Annotated in this window: 13 protein-coding genes and 1 pseudogene; 4 read left to right on the top strand and 10 right to left on the bottom strand. The window is 43.4% G+C overall.

Annotated elements, in window-relative coordinates:
• Positions 1-104: 104 nt before the first annotated feature.
• From GKS34_RS11590 to GKS34_RS11565, 6 genes are read right to left on the bottom strand one after another with little or no spacing between them, the layout of a single operon-like run.
• Positions 105-764 (bottom strand): tetratricopeptide repeat protein, encoded by a 660-nt coding sequence (locus tag GKS34_RS11590; RefSeq protein WP_240459280.1) that lies wholly within the window; start codon positions 762-764, stop codon positions 105-107.
• Positions 752-2,107 carry a tetratricopeptide repeat protein gene (locus GKS34_RS11585; protein WP_163384993.1) on the bottom strand — a complete coding sequence of 452 codons (1,356 nt, stop codon included), beginning with the start codon at positions 2,105-2,107 and terminating at the stop codon, positions 752-754. The genes GKS34_RS11590 and GKS34_RS11585 overlap by 13 nt, the downstream gene beginning before the upstream one ends.
• Positions 2,083-4,269: an urea transporter gene (locus GKS34_RS11580; protein WP_163384992.1), complete on the bottom strand. Its 2,187-nt coding sequence runs from the start codon at positions 4,267-4,269 to the stop codon at positions 2,083-2,085. Before GKS34_RS11580 ends, GKS34_RS11585 begins: the two co-directional genes overlap by 25 nt.
• Positions 4,270-4,282: 13 nt before the next feature.
• On the bottom strand, positions 4,283-5,641 hold the full coding sequence (locus GKS34_RS11575; protein WP_163384991.1) for an alanine racemase: 1,359 nt from the start codon (positions 5,639-5,641) through the stop codon (positions 4,283-4,285).
• A 20-nt stretch (positions 5,642-5,661) separates the two neighbouring features.
• Positions 5,662-6,702: an ATP-grasp domain-containing protein gene (locus GKS34_RS11570; protein WP_163384990.1), complete on the bottom strand. Its 1,041-nt coding sequence runs from the start codon at positions 6,700-6,702 to the stop codon at positions 5,662-5,664.
• Entirely contained in the window at positions 6,695-6,952 is a 258-nt protein-coding gene (locus GKS34_RS11565; RefSeq protein WP_163384989.1) for an HPr-rel-A system PqqD family peptide chaperone, read from the bottom strand. The genes GKS34_RS11570 and GKS34_RS11565 overlap by 8 nt, the downstream gene beginning before the upstream one ends.
• A gap of 306 nt (positions 6,953-7,258) precedes the next feature.
• Here GKS34_RS11565 and GKS34_RS11560 point away from each other — a divergent pair, with 306 nt between their 5' ends.
• A complete protein-coding gene (locus GKS34_RS11560; RefSeq protein WP_163384988.1) occupies positions 7,259-8,914 on the top strand; it encodes a hypothetical protein in 1,656 nt (551 codons plus the stop codon).
• Positions 8,915-9,121: 207 nt separating this feature from the next.
• Here GKS34_RS11560 and GKS34_RS11555 read toward each other — a convergent pair whose 3' ends face one another.
• On the bottom strand, positions 9,122-10,354 hold the full coding sequence (locus GKS34_RS11555) for an MFS transporter (RefSeq protein WP_163384987.1): 1,233 nt from the start codon (positions 10,352-10,354) through the stop codon (positions 9,122-9,124).
• Positions 10,355-10,423: 69 nt separating this feature from the next.
• The gene (locus tag GKS34_RS11550) at positions 10,424-10,984 is read right to left on the bottom strand and encodes a Crp/Fnr family transcriptional regulator (protein WP_163384986.1); all 561 of its coding nucleotides are present in this window, start codon (positions 10,982-10,984) and stop codon (positions 10,424-10,426) included.
• A 455-nt stretch (positions 10,985-11,439) separates the two neighbouring features.
• Between GKS34_RS11550 and GKS34_RS11545 the strand changes: the two genes are divergently transcribed.
• Together GKS34_RS11545 and GKS34_RS11540 are read left to right on the top strand one after the other, a co-directional pair.
• Complete coding sequence (locus GKS34_RS11545; protein ID WP_163384985.1) at positions 11,440-11,907, top strand: hemerythrin domain-containing protein; 468 nt, start codon at positions 11,440-11,442, stop codon at positions 11,905-11,907.
• Positions 11,908-12,152: 245 nt separating this feature from the next.
• The gene (locus GKS34_RS11540) at positions 12,153-12,767 is read left to right on the top strand and encodes an outer membrane beta-barrel protein (RefSeq protein ID WP_163384984.1); all 615 of its coding nucleotides are present in this window, start codon (positions 12,153-12,155) and stop codon (positions 12,765-12,767) included.
• A 373-nt stretch (positions 12,768-13,140) separates the two neighbouring features.
• Here GKS34_RS11540 and GKS34_RS11535 read toward each other — a convergent pair whose 3' ends face one another.
• Positions 13,141-14,244: an alpha/beta hydrolase gene (locus GKS34_RS11535; protein WP_163384983.1), complete on the bottom strand. Its 1,104-nt coding sequence runs from the start codon at positions 14,242-14,244 to the stop codon at positions 13,141-13,143.
• A gap of 240 nt (positions 14,245-14,484) precedes the next feature.
• On the opposite strand from GKS34_RS11535, the gene GKS34_RS11530 reads away from it, so the two are divergent.
• The gene (locus GKS34_RS11530; RefSeq protein WP_163384982.1) at positions 14,485-14,907 is read left to right on the top strand and encodes a DUF4221 family protein; all 423 of its coding nucleotides are present in this window, start codon (positions 14,485-14,487) and stop codon (positions 14,905-14,907) included.
• Between the two features lie 246 nt (positions 14,908-15,153).
• On the opposite strand, the pseudogene GKS34_RS11525 reads toward GKS34_RS11530, so the two are convergent.
• A pseudogene (locus GKS34_RS11525) lies at positions 15,154-15,559 on the bottom strand (integrase core domain-containing protein); the annotation flags it as partial.

The following is a 15,559-nucleotide window of genomic DNA, read 5'->3' as shown; positions in this document are numbered from 1 at the left end:
GCTCGTCTTTAACACCGTTTGGAACGATGTATTGCTGTCCCTGTGCGCACCAAGTCCGGTGTATTCGAGCAAAGGCTGAAATGTGTCAACTGAACTTTTAAAAACTATTTAATCAATTTCAACCCTTCCAGGGCTGATTTGTCGTCAGGATTGTTCATCAGTACCTTTTGAAAAAGTACCGAAGCCTCTCTTGTCTTTTGAAGATTTAATTTGTTCCAGGCCAAAAGAATCAAACCATCGTAATCAAAAGGGTAAAGATTGACCACCTTTTCCAAATAAGGATCCGCTTTGTCAAAATTTCCTTGATTGTAATTTATTAGCCCCAACCTGTAGTTTACCAGGGAGTTTTGCGGATCTGATTGCAGGATTTTCTGATATATCCCTATGATCTGATTCCAGTCTCCCTGCATGGATAAGGGTAAAACCAAGCCCAACTTTGGTTCAATGGCATAAGGCTTCAAGTTGACTGCTTTTTGGTAATAATTCACGGATTCTTCGAGCTGCCCTGCCTGGAATTGGAGCCAACCCAGTCTCAAATTGATCTCATAGCCATCTGATTGGTAGATGGCTTGTAACGCTTCCGCCGCTGCCTTGTAATCCCCTGTTTTTTCAAGCTCATAACTTTGCTTGAAAGCATTGATGACATTATCCTGCGCGCGCACGTAAAAAGATAGCAAAAGCATAAAAGCCAGTAAGTAGCTTTTGATTAAGGGCCGTGAAGCTGCCAGGACGCCTTTCTTGCGGGGGAATATTAGAATCTCCATGATGTAATTGCAGTTAAGGAATGTAATTGATAGTTTTTTTGATTGAAAATTTCTCCTGTAAAGGGGGTCTGAATAAACTGACTTTGGTTCTTCAAGTAGGTATAATCCACTGTAAAGGACCATTTAGGTCTAGCTTGGAAGATTAAGCGTCCACCAAACCTTTGCCTGACCAAATCCATGCGGTTAAAGATGACCAACCCGTCTTTCATAAAGTAGTTCTCGATTTCCCCAAAGGTGCCATAGGCTTCTAACCAAAGCCATTCAGTAGCCTTCAGTCCCAATTGCTGATCAATGACCAGCCTGTTGTTATTGCTTCCGTCTTTGAAGTCCTGGTTTTGATAAGAGGCTGTTGTGATGGAGTACAAATGGAGGTTTCCCAAGGGATAGGCGATCAGTTTAAAGTCAGTTTGATTTTGAATGAAATCGGAAATGTTTCCTCTATAATAGCTAGCTCCAAAGGTGATGTATTCAAATCGCTTGTAAAGCGAGACAAAGCCGACCCTATTATTATTGTTGACGGTAGTAGCAACTGTGCGAATGGAAGGCCGGCCAGGAGATCCGGTCGATACCTCAGTCAATGTCTGGTAATTTGAATTGACATAATGTAAGCCTCCGGACAAGGTAAGTCCTTTAGTAACCAAAAAACTCATATGGCCGTAATATTGATGCAGTTCCGATTGGAAATCATTCTCCAATTGGGACTCATTGGAAGCCTGGGTGTACCGGAGTTGATTAACTTGAAGGTTGGAATATCCGTGGTAGAAAGACCAACGTGAGGATATTTGATGCTGAAGGCCCAGGAAAAAATAATGATGCTGTTTTGGAATGAATTGAGTACCGTCTTTATCCATGGGGATATCTGTAGTAAAATTGTCCAAAACATCCGTCTCAGAGATTCCCGTGTAGTTGTAAGCCAGATCCAAACCAGCAATAAAGTTCCGGTTTTCCGTTTTTGTTTTTCTCTTGAGTTCAAGCGAAAGCCCCGCAGCCATCAAACGGGCTTCAGCTTGTCTGCCCGCCATCAAATACGAATAATACAGGTATTCGCTCACGTAAGCTTCGGAATCATTCATTTTTAAGGCTTTTTCTAAATGCTTGGCCGCCAGATGGAAATTTTGTTTTTCGTAATAAGCCAAGCCCAATCTGACCCTCAGGTAATAGTAGTCTATACCAGATTTCAAGGCCTTTCGACCTTCAGAAATCAATCCATCCCAATTTTTTTGTTGGAATAATACATAGGTGAGCCTGTCAGTTTCAGGCAGACTTTTTTGTTCCTGGGCATTTACAAAATTGGACCCGAATAGCACCAAAATAATGCTTATGCTGATAATGATTCTATCCATGTAGTTTCGAGGTTTGAATTTCTGGATTGAAAATGAAAACTTCTGATTCCAGTATTGTCGATAAGGAATTCAAAGGAATACGAGTCCAGTTTTCTGCCGAAAGAACTTTTGATGACTTCTCCTTTTAATTCAACAGGCTTGAGGGAAAGTCCTTTGCCTTTTTCAGGATAGCGAAGTCTGTATTCTCCTCGCAGATATCTGTAAAAGGGAGCGAGAAAATCTTGCAAGAAGATTTTCCTGGGATGGAAGACCATATTTACTGGAAAGCTATCCCTCAACTCTAAGCCATTGGTAAAACCGAAACTGATTTTGTAAGCAGCCAAATAAAATCGGTATAGGGTCGATCTTCGGTTTCCTTCAAAGTGAGTAAAATGCAGCATCGCCTCATCCAATTTGAAATAGGCTTTGGATCCACTCGGCTCGCATTCCAGGTACCGGTTTAGTGAATAATCCTTTTTTACATTCCAGGTAATTTCCTGTTCATCCTTACTTTTAAATATTAATTGCTCACCGGTAACAAATGAAAATGCGTTTTTCAGTGCTGAATGCGGATTCAATGAGGACACCAACGCTCCAACAGGTGGATTGGCTACCGATAACAAGGAGTCTTTATCCTGATAACGCATCCAAACATCCGAAATCGGGTAATCTATTGTTTTGGAACCGATATGGGGAGTAGACTGTAGCTGAAAATGCAAGTGTGGATAGGGAGAGTTTCCAGAATTGCCCAATCGGGCAATGATGTCCCCCTTTTTGACTTTATCTCCTATTTGCGGGACAATACTTCCTTTTCGTAAATGGCTTAATTGGCTGAATAAAAAATCTGAATGCCTGATGACGATGGTATTGCCCCAGTTTTTTTCCAGGTTTCTTTTTCCAATAGGGTTTTCGTCCACATCGTTCACCACACTTTCTACCGTGCCGTAGGCAGGTGCAAGAACGTTTTTGTCAAAACAGTAATAATCAGCAGGATAGTCTCCTTCATCTTTAAAGGTTTTTCCTTCTTCGTCTTTGATTTCAAAATCCCAGGCATGCTTCCACTCATCTTTGTGGGTGTAAGATCCCTTATGGCCTTGGGTAATTGTCCATTCCCCGAAAAAGGGGAGGTAGATAGGAATAGGACTGTCCTTACCAAACCTGTCCATGAAGTTGCGATGGTTGTATAGATTTTTTTCAGGGGAATTCTGTTGCCAGAAAATGGTGCTTAGGCCTATGCGGTTGTCCATCCGAAACTTTAATCCATACAGGAACGTCAGTACGGCCAGATTGAAAGGGAAGGAATGTACAGGTAAGTAAAACAGGTTGAAGATTTCCTGTAGGGAAATACTCAGGACAGCAACTATCGGGATAATGATCAATAGACTGGCAAAAGAGCTTTTGTTGGGAATAATGAAAAATCCCCCCAGAGCGATTGCGGTAAGGATATAATTGAAGCCAATAAAGCTGTAGGAGATCTCCGTAAAAGGAACCCCTAACACCAAATAAAAGGCATAGGCTATGTAAAATCCTAATAGGGAAAGCGTGAAGCCTATTCTGGAATATATCAGCAGGCCGATTGCTGCAAATACTCCGGCAAACACATTTTGCTGAAAGAATATGGCCCCTAACGATAGGAAATAGGCCTTTAGCGAAGAAGGAAAAGGAAATTGGTTCCACCATTCATAAAGACTCACCAATTGATTGCCTCCCAGAAGATAAAGTTCATTCAGCACATAAATGCCTCTTTCATTCAGTCCGAGGGCTTCAAACTGTCTGGAAGCCAGGCGGAGCAGCCAAAACACCAGTATGAAAGGCAAACTAAGAAATGGAAGACCGTATTTTCCTAAGATGCCCTCAAAGGCCAGTGAAATAAAAAGCGTTAATACCCCGGAAATCAATATTAGGAACAAAAGTAGAGGACCTGGCTGGAAATAAATCGCCAGACCGACTCCTACCAGTAGGCTATTGAATCCATAGTATCCTTGACGGATAGGGTACTCACTTAGCCCGATGAAATATCCGGTAAGCAGGGCTGCGGAAACGGAAAGCAAGCCATAAATTCCCACATAAAAGTCCACGAAAGTGAGCAGCAACAAGATGATTCCAAACCATTTGTTGTTCGAAAAAAACACCTGAGCATAACTGTTGAACAGGGCATGTGGAAACCATTCCAGCTTCTTCATGGATCCGGGCCTTTTAGAGGTTAAAATTCTGGAGATGTTCCGGTGTTATTTCCTGTGAGTTAATAGTATCCAGGGTTTCGCCTTTTCTAACCAAATGCGCCTTGCCTTTCATGTCCAGCATCACAATTTGGGGACGAAGGTTGATGAATTGCATCCACTGGGTGGTATTGTAGGCGCCTACACGCCTTACCACATAGTGATCGCCTTTTTTGAGCAAGGGAAACATGACGTTTCCCCGGATGACATCAATATTCATACAAAGAGGCCCATAAATGGTCGTATCCTCCATTTGGTCTGAAATGGGTTCGATGGGGCGGATATCGTGTTCGTACCAGAATGCCGTAAAGAGCAGGTTAACCCCTGTATCAATGATGGTTGCTCTTCGTCCGTCGGATAGTCTTTTGTTAGCCAATACAGTGCCTGCCAGGTAACCGGCATCGTCTATCAACGCCCGACCAGTTTCCAGTATGAGCATGGGTAGGTGATCTGGTTTGATTTCAGAACTCATCAAAGCAGAAGTGATGGCCTCTGCAAAATCATCAAAAGAGGGAGTAGTATCAGTACCAGGATAATAGGCTCCACGGAGTGTATTTTTAGAAGCAAAACCCCCTCCCATATCTATATACTGGATGACATGACCGTGTTTTTTTTCCAGGCTAACAGCCAGTTGGGCAAGTTTTGACGCTGCAATTTTATAGGCTTCAGTCGTCATCATATAGGTACCGATATGGGTATGCAGCCCGATCAGGTCGAGATTTTTGCTGGCCTTGATCCTGTTAAGCGCATCCCAAGCCTCTCCATTTTCAAAATTGAAACCAAACCGGTCCCACTTTGGATAAACGCCTACGTCCATATTGATTCGGATGGCAACTTTTGGCCTCTCTTCCACCTCCCTGGATAGGTGGATAATCTCATAGAGCTCGTCAAAGTGATCGATATGAATCAGGGAACTATTTTGAATGGCTTTTCTCAGGTCTTCTTTACTTTTATCTGGACCATTAAAAATAATCGATTCCCCAGAAACGCCATTGGCAGCCGCTTTGTCATATTCGAAACCAGAAACCACCTCTGCCCAGGCGCCTTCCTGATGGAATACATTGCAAACCGCATTCAAGTAATTGGTCTTGTACGACCAGGCAAATTGCACATTGGGATACCGGGAACTAAAGGCCCTGTAAGCTTCCTTGTAGGTTTTTCTAATGCTGGATTCTGATAAGATGAATAAGGGTGAGCCATAATCATCAATCAGGGATTTGATGGACAGGCCATCTATATGAGATAGTGGTTCCAATTTTCTTGAAATACCGTGTTTGCTGGGTATACCCGCACTGATTTTTTGGATCGTGGGTCTTTCAAAGGGTAGCTTTTCCATGGCGGTGTGCTTTTTAGGGGTTACAGTTCACCTTTGGTGGACAGTTTTTCAAATTCGTCTAAGTCTGCAATCATATCATAGGAATACCGGATAAACATTTTTCCAGTAGCGTACCCATGAAAAGGTCTAACCTCTTCTCCTAACGCCAGCCGGACCAAAGCCTCGGGTAGATTCTGTCCTGCCGCAACAGCCAGGTAAACCCACGCAGGCAATCTGGGGTTGATCTCGATCAGGTATAGCTCATTTTTGGCCGTGCGAATCAGTTCCAGTTCCATGCCTCCCCTCCAATGTGTCTGGGAGATAATATTATTTGTCAGATCCAGCATGGAAGGGTCCTCCAAGGTAATTCCTCCCCATGCTTTTCCCTTGTCCGTGATATACGTTTTACGCATGGGTACTGCCCCAATGGTGTTTCCGTTGCCATCTCCCAACGCCACAACATTTACTTCGGTACCTTTGACAAATTGCTGGATAACGATGGGAAGTCCCCATTTGGAGGCAATTTTGTTGAAATACATTCCGAGCTGATCCAGATCATACGCCATGTACGCATCGTAAAACTTTCCTTTTACGACTACAGGAAATTCGAATTTCTCCTTATGCTGCAAAAAATCCTGAACACTGCTGATGGGTTCGCTATAGGGTACGTTGACCCCATACTTTTTCCCATACTCCGGAAGGTTGGATTTATGCCGTTCTTCAAATTGGTTAACTGTAGGTAGAAATGTAGTGATCCCGATTTCCCGAAGAGTTTTTTCAGACTTCATAAAGGTGAAAAGTTCCGAATCAAAATTGGGGATTAATACGTCAATTTGTTCTTTTTCGTGGATGTACTTTAAGCGCTCTAGCAAGGGTTCTACGCCGTCGGAAGGATAGGGGACTTTGTAGGATTTATCCACTAGATCATGCATGTAAGCACCAGGCTCCAGATTTTCATAGGCCAGTCCGATTATCCGGGCATTCAGTATTTTGGAATCCCGGATTCCACGAATGACAGGTATACCCGGTCCGGGGCTATCGATATTGTTGAGCCCGGATAGTGCAATTGTGAGCTTAGGCATCTGTTTCCACTTCTAATAGGTTAAACTGCTTGAGTGTAGCTATAAAATCATAGAAATACCTGTCGAGCGTTTCCTGGTCCACCTCATATTTCGCTAGCAGGACCTCCGACAACTCCTCATATGTTTGCCCATTTTTGATCAAATGAATGATTTCTAGTCCAAGGGGGTTTAAGGAATAGGACTCTCCCGAAAGGGGATCAAAGACGAATCCCGATTCACTTATGGCGATATTTTTTCTGATTTTTGGCATGGTATTCGGCATAAAAGGAACCAAGGTGTTGCCGAAAAGTACATAATGTTTTGGGTAAATTTTATGATATTAGTCACACGGCGGCAAAAATAGCCAGCCAAACGTTCTTTTGATGGCGGTGATCCTTTGAAAATTAGTTTCTGTTCCCAAAAACACCATTGCATTTTCATTTTGTCCCGCTAATCGAAAATCCTTTGGGTTTACGCGTGAAAATTTCTAGTTTATGCTGACGTTTTGGAGAAGCACTGCCCTATGCTTGTTTCTCCCACTCATTATAAATTGATCGCAATGATAAACCCATACACTATGAAAAGCCTGCTGTTAATTACCTTTCTTTGTTGCTTTGCCTGGATGCTTCCGGCACAGGCACAAAACGAGGATCCCCGGAAAAATATCCTGATTACCAACAACGTCGGTCAAACTCAGGTAGAGACCAATGAAAAGGGGGAATTACACGTAAATGTTTCCCCTGAGGATCTCCTTACTTTTAAAAATCAACGGCTGGTCCGCTACAGTGATTTGGGGGCCAAAGGGGATGGTAAAACGGATGATATAGACGCGATTGCAGCGACGCATGCGATTGCCAATCAGCAGGGCCTTTTGGTGAAGGCCGACGATGGAGCCAAGTACTATATTGGAGGGAAGGTGCGTACAGCAGTAATCCAGACTGACACCGATTTCGGGACGGCCGAATTTATCATTGACGATACCGAAGTGGAGGACCGCACCGAACCCGTTTTTCTGGTGAGTTCCACCCTCCGTCCCTTTGATCTCGAAGGCATTTCTTCCCTTGAAAGAAACCAAAAGAAATTAGAGGTTCCCTTTCCCGGGCCCTGCCTGGTGACGGTTACTGATGCCAATGTGAGACGGTATATTCGTTATGGTCCTAACCAAAACGATGGCTCTCCGCAAACGGACATTTTTATCGTGGACAAAGATGGGAACGTGGATCCCAATGCGCCGATCATCTGGGATTTCGATCAAATCACAGAAATCACTGCACTACCCATGGACGAGATACCTCTGACCATTAAGGGAGGGCGATTTACCACCATTGCCAACCAGGCCGAATCGAAATACACCTATTACAGCAGAGGCATCGCCATCCGGCGTTCGAATGTACTGCTGGAAGGCCTGGAACACCACATTACCGGTGAAGGAGAGCATGGTGCTCCCTACGGAGGGTTTCTCAATTTCCGCGACTGTTCCGACGTGACGGTTCGAAATACGTTACTTACCGGACACAAAACCTACCAGACCATTGGCTCGGCAGGTGTTCCGGTGTCCATGGGCAGCTACGATATCTCCCTGAGCCGCTCTATCAACGTATCCTTTGAGCATTGCAGCCAGACCAATGACATTAACGATCGCACCTATTGGGGCATTATGGGCTCCAATTTTTGCAAAAACCTGATTTTGGATCATTGCACCTTTTCCCGCTTTGATGCCCATATGGGCGTGGCCAATGCTACCGTCCGCCATTCTACCTTGGGTCATATGGGAATTAACGCCATCGGTACGGGTACTTTTCTGGTGGAAAATTCTACCCTAAACGGCCGAACGCTTATCAACCTGCGTTCCGACTATGGCAGCACCTGGGAGGGGGAATTTATTATTCGGGATTGCGTTTTCATTCCTGCGGGTGGCAGAACGGCCAGCGCCAGTTTGATTGGCGGCTCCAATTCCGGGCAGCATGATTTCGGCTACACGACCTACATGCCGGAGCGCATCGTTATTGAAAACCTGCACATCGAGGATTCCAATCACCCCGAGGATTACCAGGGTCCCGCCATTTTCGGCAATTTCAACCCGGAAATGACGGATGATTCCTATGAGGAAAAGTACCCTCATGTGCGAACCAAAGAAGTGATTCTCAAAAATGTGACCACGGAAAGTGGCAAGGAATTACGTCTCAGCGACAATCCGTATCCGTTCAGGAATGTGAAGATACGCAAGGAATAGGGAGGTTCATTGCTCGGAAGTTCTCGAATGCAGGATTGCAAATCCTGACTATCTGTGATGCGACATTACAAATGTCGAACAGCACGGCTCCTCGGAATTTGCAATTCCGTGGTACAGATAAATGGGATTTGTAAACCCCTGACGGGAGGAGATCGGTATTTCTACCCAAGTCTCTTTGTTTTTGGTATGTTGGGGCCCCAAATTTTCCTAGGTTATTTCCTCTTTGGTGGAAATTTTCTCCGGCATTCGAAATTTAATGACAAGAGAAGAACCAATGGTCAGTACCCCAATAAGTAATATAGCGTATTCAATGCCAAACAAGTCGGCTGTTATTCCTGAAATTACCGCACCAAAGGCATAGCCCAGGTCCCGCCAAAGCCGGAATGTTCCGATGCTTTCTGCCCGTTGTTTCGGACTGGTGGCCTGGGCAATAGTGGAAAGGAAGGTGGGATATACCAGGGCTGTTCCCAAACCGAGAATAGCCGAAAGGGAAGCCAGCATATAAAATTTATCGCTGAAGGGAATCAGTAAAATGGCCAGACCCTGCAATAACATGCCCCAAAATAACATCGCTTTTTTGGAATAATGGTCAGACATTTTACCGGTAAAAAGTTGCCCGATACCCCAAACGGTAGGATATATGGCCGTGATGATGCCGATGTTTTCATTGTTGTAGTTTAGTGAGACAAGAATGATTGGCAGCAAGCCCCAGATCATGCCATCGTTCAGGTTGTTGATCAAACCTGCCTGGGTCACGGAACTTAAGGTTTTATTTTTGAAGGTAGTTTCCACAAATACATTCTTCAACTGCCCGGTAGTATCGGTAGCACTTTCTTTGTGCACAAATGCCCGGGTGTCTTTTACCCAGAGTGCCGTCAGAACAAAACCGACCACGGAGATGAAAATTCCAATGTAAAAGGGGTAGGGAGTAATGCCGTATTTGTTGGCCACGTAGCCTGTCAGAAAGGCCACTACACCTACGGAAAAGTAGCCGGCAAACTCATTTAAGCCCATTGCCAGCCCCCGGTCCTTTTCTCCCACCAGGTCGATTTTCATGACGACGGTACTGCTCCAGGTCAGCCCCTGACTTAGCCCGAGAAGTACATTGGCAAAAATCACCCAATTCCAGCTGCCTGCAAAAATCAGCATAAACGGAATGGGCATGGCCAGGAGCCAGCCAACTAGCAGTAGATTTTTTCTACCAAAACGGTTGGCAAGTCGTCCCGTATAATAGTTAGCGACGGCTTTGGTAATTCCAAATGCCGTAATAAATGACAGAATGGCTGTTTTTGAAGCGATGCCAAATTCCATCTCGGCAAATTGGGGTATGATGGTTCGTTCCATGCCGATCATCCCTCCCACAAAGGCGTTTACAATGACCAGAATAGTAAACTGTTTCCAGTTTTCTTTTAATCCAAGGTGTATGTTGTCTGTATTCATCTCGCGCTTTATTTAGCCTGACAAAGGTCAGGTGGTTGGGAGACAAAACCTTTTACAAATGTTAAATAATCAGCCTAGCCCTGACCGGATTCTGCTGAGTGATACCTGAGTGATTCCCAGGTAAGAGGCAATGTACTTCAAAGGAATTTTTTGAATAATATCGGTGGATTCGAGCAACTCCAGGTACCTTTCTTTAGCCGATTTAAACTGCAAACTTTCGAGACGTTTGACTGTATTCACGTATTCGTTCTCAAAGATAAGCCGAAAAAGCCTTTCCAGATCGTGGTGTCGATCGTAAAGTAGAAATAGGCTTTCCGAATCGATACCTAGCATAAGGGTTTCGTCAATAGCCTGAATTCCTTTGGAGGTGGGTTTTCTGGTAAACAAGCTTTCAGCCCGTACAATGATGTCGTTTTCAAACGCAAAATGTTCGGTAATGTCATTGCCATCTTTATAGTAAAAAATCGTTGCGCTTCCGGATTTCACGATATATACCGTCCGGCACCTACTGCCAATTTCCTGTACGATCTCATTTTTGGCGTAGCTTTTTTCCCTGATAATCTGTTCCATTGCCTTTTTTGCTTCAGGACTGATCGGATAAATGGTATCAAAGAAATCGAAGAGGTTCATGGTAGCGTAGGTTTGATGTAAAGGTAAGGGTAATGGTTTAATCGTTTAACCGGTTAGCTGTTTAGTTGACTCCAACAGTGGTAACTAAACCATCAGCACATTAGCCCATCGCCTTCGACTGCGCTGCCTTCGACTCCGCTCAGGCACCGCAGTCAACATAGACAGATACATTAATGTTGCCATCAGTAAATCAAACTATCAGACCGTCAAATAATCATATCATCACTAACCGCCATTGGTCCCATCCCGGTCCCTGAGCGGAGGCGGGCTTAGGCAGGCTCAGCCTAAAAAGGGAGCAATCTGAACTAAAGCATAAACTTCAGGTGGAATCGATTGCCAAAGGGCAGCGAACTTACCACCGAAAAATGGTATCTTGTAGTTTCTTAGACCACTTATTTCGAATAACTCAAAATGACAAGAGGTTTTTATTTTGAAACATGTAAAAATAGTATCGAATGAAAATTTACGAAGCCATAAAAAATGACCACGATATCCAAAGAAACCTTTGTGACAAAATCGTAACTACCTCCGGAGAATCTCAAGAACGCAAGAAGCTTTGGGAAGACCTAAAAAAAGAACTGGAAGTGCATGCCGTTGCGGAAGAACGCTATTTTTACTCCCCGCTGATCGATACAGATAAAATGCAGGAAGATGCCAGACATGGCATGGCAGAACATCATGAGATGGACAAACTGATCCAGGAATTAAATGATACAGATATGAGTTCTCCACATTGGTTGAGCACCCTCCAAAAACTGGTAGAAAAAGTAAAACATCATTTAAAGGATGAGGAAGAGGATTTCTTTAAAAAGGCAAAAAGTGTCTATAGCGAGGAAGAGGCTGATAGCTTGGCGAAAAGTTATGAAGCTACAGTAGACAAGTACCGTAAGTCCTGGCCTGATTCCATTCCTGGAAATGAGTAGTGCTTATAATTACATTTAACATCCCCAAATTGCCGCATTAATTTTCCAATAGAATGGCTATGATCTTGCGTCAGAATGAACGGAACCCATACATCCATCCTAACCTCGACCTCTTCTAACTGAAATACGATCAATAGTATTTTTATACGAATTTAATTATGAAGTAAATCATAACTATAGTTGATTTATTTCATAATATAAAGATTAAGTTTTCACTAAGTTTGTTTTATTATAATCAACAAGCTATGAAAACCATTTTAAAAAATTCCTCCGCAAACCGGTCATGGATGATCGGGATGCTTTTCGTTATTTTGATGGGCTTTTCCCATGAAGGGTGGAGCCAAAGGAACTGGAGTTTGGAATTCAGGCCAGGTGCCAATTTCCCTACCTCAGATTTAAATAGTAATTCCAAGCTCAATACAGGTTTTGGTTTTGAAGGGGTCATTTCCTATGATTTTATGACACAACTCGGAGTCTATGCCGGATGGAGCTGGAACCGATTTTCCTCTGACCAAACCTTTGCAGGTCCTAATATGGATGTTGAGGAAACCGGTTATACCTACGGTGTCCAGTACTTCGTACCGGTGGGAACCGGGGATTCCAGGGTGTTCTTCAAGGCAGGAGGGCTTTGGAATCACCTTGAATTGGAAGATAGCAACGGAGAGTTAGTAAATGATTCCGGACACGGATTTGGCTGGCAATTAGAATCCGGAATTTCGATACCTGTATCGGAGCGATTTAAAATCCAGCCCGGCATCAGGTACAGGTCTCTTTCCCGTGATTTTTCAAGCGGTACCACTTCTATCGGTGCCAATCTGAATTACATTTCCTTAGGTTTGGGAATTGTTTATGGTTTGTAAATCGGGTTGTTGTTGAAATCAATGTCAAGTGGCCCTTTTGAACTTAGAAATTGATATCAAAACCTTCTCAGCACGAGTCATACTGAAAAAATCCCCAACCTTTGAAGTTCCAGGTAGATGAAAGTACCGTCGAAATACAGCCTCATTCCTACAAATGGAAGGGGTACTTGTCTGGATCAATGTAATAGAAGATTGGTTTTCCAAAATTAGAAAAACAACCGCATGGCACATTCAGGGTGCGAATTTTGGTACCCTGATGTGCTTTGTGGTTAAATTATGACCTGATTCCGGGACTTACCGGTGGCCATAAACCGATGAAAAATCTTGATTTAAAATTGGTTACCGTCCTTTCAATTAACTTATTCCAAAGAATTTATTCTTTGTCTGCAAGGTCCAACCTACCATTTAAAACGTCTCGTTCGATTATCAGTCTCATTTTTTTGTTTTCTTCAAATAAAGGGCTGTGTGCCGAATTTTCAAAGGTGTAAAAACCTTTTAAGGGTGCTTCAAGCTTTCTGAAATAGGCTTTGGAAAGCTCCCTGTTCACGGTGTAGTCATACCTACCGCTGAAAAAATAGATCGGTATATCCAATTTTGGCACTTCAGCGGCAAAATTTCTCGACAGCACTTCTCTAGGGAGATTGGTTTTGGGTAAAAAGAAAAATTTAGACCTCCAGATATTGATTTTTTCGGCAAGTGTATAGGCCATGCAGGTCCATACCGGGATAAAAACATCCTTGAAAATGGATTTCATTTCCCTCATAGTGCCAATACCCAATTCGTGCATCATTCTGTCCCGAATGGGTGAGGTGTAAAAGTCATAAACCAGTGAATTTTTTTCCAGGATGGGGTATTGCTTCATCTGCTTAAACGATTTGTGATCATTTTTTTGTTGGTAGATCTGCATCATGTATTCGTAAGCAATTTTTTCTGACTCAGCCTGGTCCGTAATCTGTGCCATGGCCATATAGGCTTCGTATAATTGAGGGTTTTGGGCTGCTGCCTGTAAAGCAATAGGCGTTCCCCCGGAATGAGCTAATAAATAAATTTTTTCTTTGCCAAATCGTTTACGCAAATAGTGGGTCACTTCCACCGCATCGGCTACCAATTGCTCATAGCTCATGCTCTGCAAATCCACTTCGGGGCTGTAGGAAAGTCCCCCTCCCCTTTGCTCCCAGTAACAGACTGAAAAGTAGTCTTCCAGGCCAGGTTGGTGTTTGTCAATCAAAAAATAATTAGGAAAGGACGGGCCACCATGCAGATAGAGCAAAACAGGACGGTGGATGTTTTTGCTTCTTATAAACATGCCCTGTCGTACACCGCCCACTTGTACAAACACTTTTTCTGATACACTTTCTGGCAAGGGATTGCCGGCACTGTCCAGAAAAGGGCTGGGCTTTCCAGGGCTGATCCAAAGTAAAAAGCCCAACAAAAATACCAAGCCTCCAAATAGAATAGCCGCGAATAATAGAACCATGGTTTTAATAATTGGCATGTGGAGTAAAAATAAAATGCGAGGTTAATAACTTCAGGTAAGTTACTGATTTTAAGGAAAAAATGGCGCTAAATGGGGCCCGTAACCTCCCAAACAGTGGTTATATTTTCAAAAATACGGGCAATTTATTGGTTCATTACGATCAGGCGTCACCTTAACTTTTTTTTTAACCTCGCTTTTCGATAAAGTAGTTTTAATTTACACCGTCCTAAGTTTTAGATCATGAAACAAATACCACTGCTCATATTGACAATGATCGGCTTTTCCTGTGGAAATAAGCCTGAAACCAGCACTACCGATAATTTGAAAATTAAAATTGATACCCTGATGGTGGATTATCAAAAAGTATTGGAACAAGTAAGTTTTTCACCACCGGTTTGGGATGATGAAAATGAGCGGTATTACCGCTTTTCCTATAGGATTGAGTTTGCAGAAGTAAAAGAAGCCGGTGAACTTTTGCCTGAAGCTATAGATAGGAACATACATCTTTCTGTTTACAACAAAGACTTTGCGTTAGTGGCAGAAGCCCCAGTACCCCAACTGGTAACTAATCTGGTGCGTTACTTTGTCCGGGAGGGCGATATTTGGATTTTTGAGAATATAGCAGATGAATTGGGCTTTATTAGGTTAGAGTTGACCATTTAAAGAATGGTATTTCTTCAGCAGCTTTGATCAATTGTAATAGCTCCGATATTATCTGACAGTTGGGTAAATTTAGACCGCGTTTTCTTAAGGGATATTACTCCCAAAATGATTGTAAGATAAGGGGCTTTTGACGGCCCCTTGGTCATTTCGATCGGCCGGGATATTCCTGACAGGTTGGTCGCCACCAGAGCCTGTTTCCGCTTCGCCCGGCATGGGTAAAGTTACGACTTTTTCATGAATCAAGTCCAGCATTTTTTCGTCAGCCAAATGCTTACTATCCAGCAATGTCTGCATAGGCGTTTTGCCAAAGCAGTGCTTTCCTGAATGTGTTCTCTCATTGTTGTAGTAATCAAGCCATTTATCCAGGTCCTGTTGAAGTTCATCTAACGAATTGTAGATCTTTTTACGGAAAGCTATTGCGTAAAACTCGTCCTGGATGGTACGGTGGAAACGTTCACAAATACCGTTGGTCTGTGGACTTTTTGCCTTGGTTTTGGAATGATCTATATCTTCAATGGCCAGGTACAATTGGAACTCATGATGTTCCCTTGCTCCGCAGTATTCGGTACCTCTATCAGTAAGGATACGCAGAAGCCTTATGTGCTGCTGCTCATAAAACGGCAGTACCCGATCGTTGAGCATGTCGGCAGCT

Source organism: Cyclobacterium jeungdonense (genome assembly GCF_010994275.1).
GTDB classification, from domain to species: domain Bacteria; phylum Bacteroidota; class Bacteroidia; order Cytophagales; family Cyclobacteriaceae; genus Cyclobacterium; species Cyclobacterium jeungdonense.
This window is presented reverse-complemented; position numbering and strand designations above follow the sequence as displayed.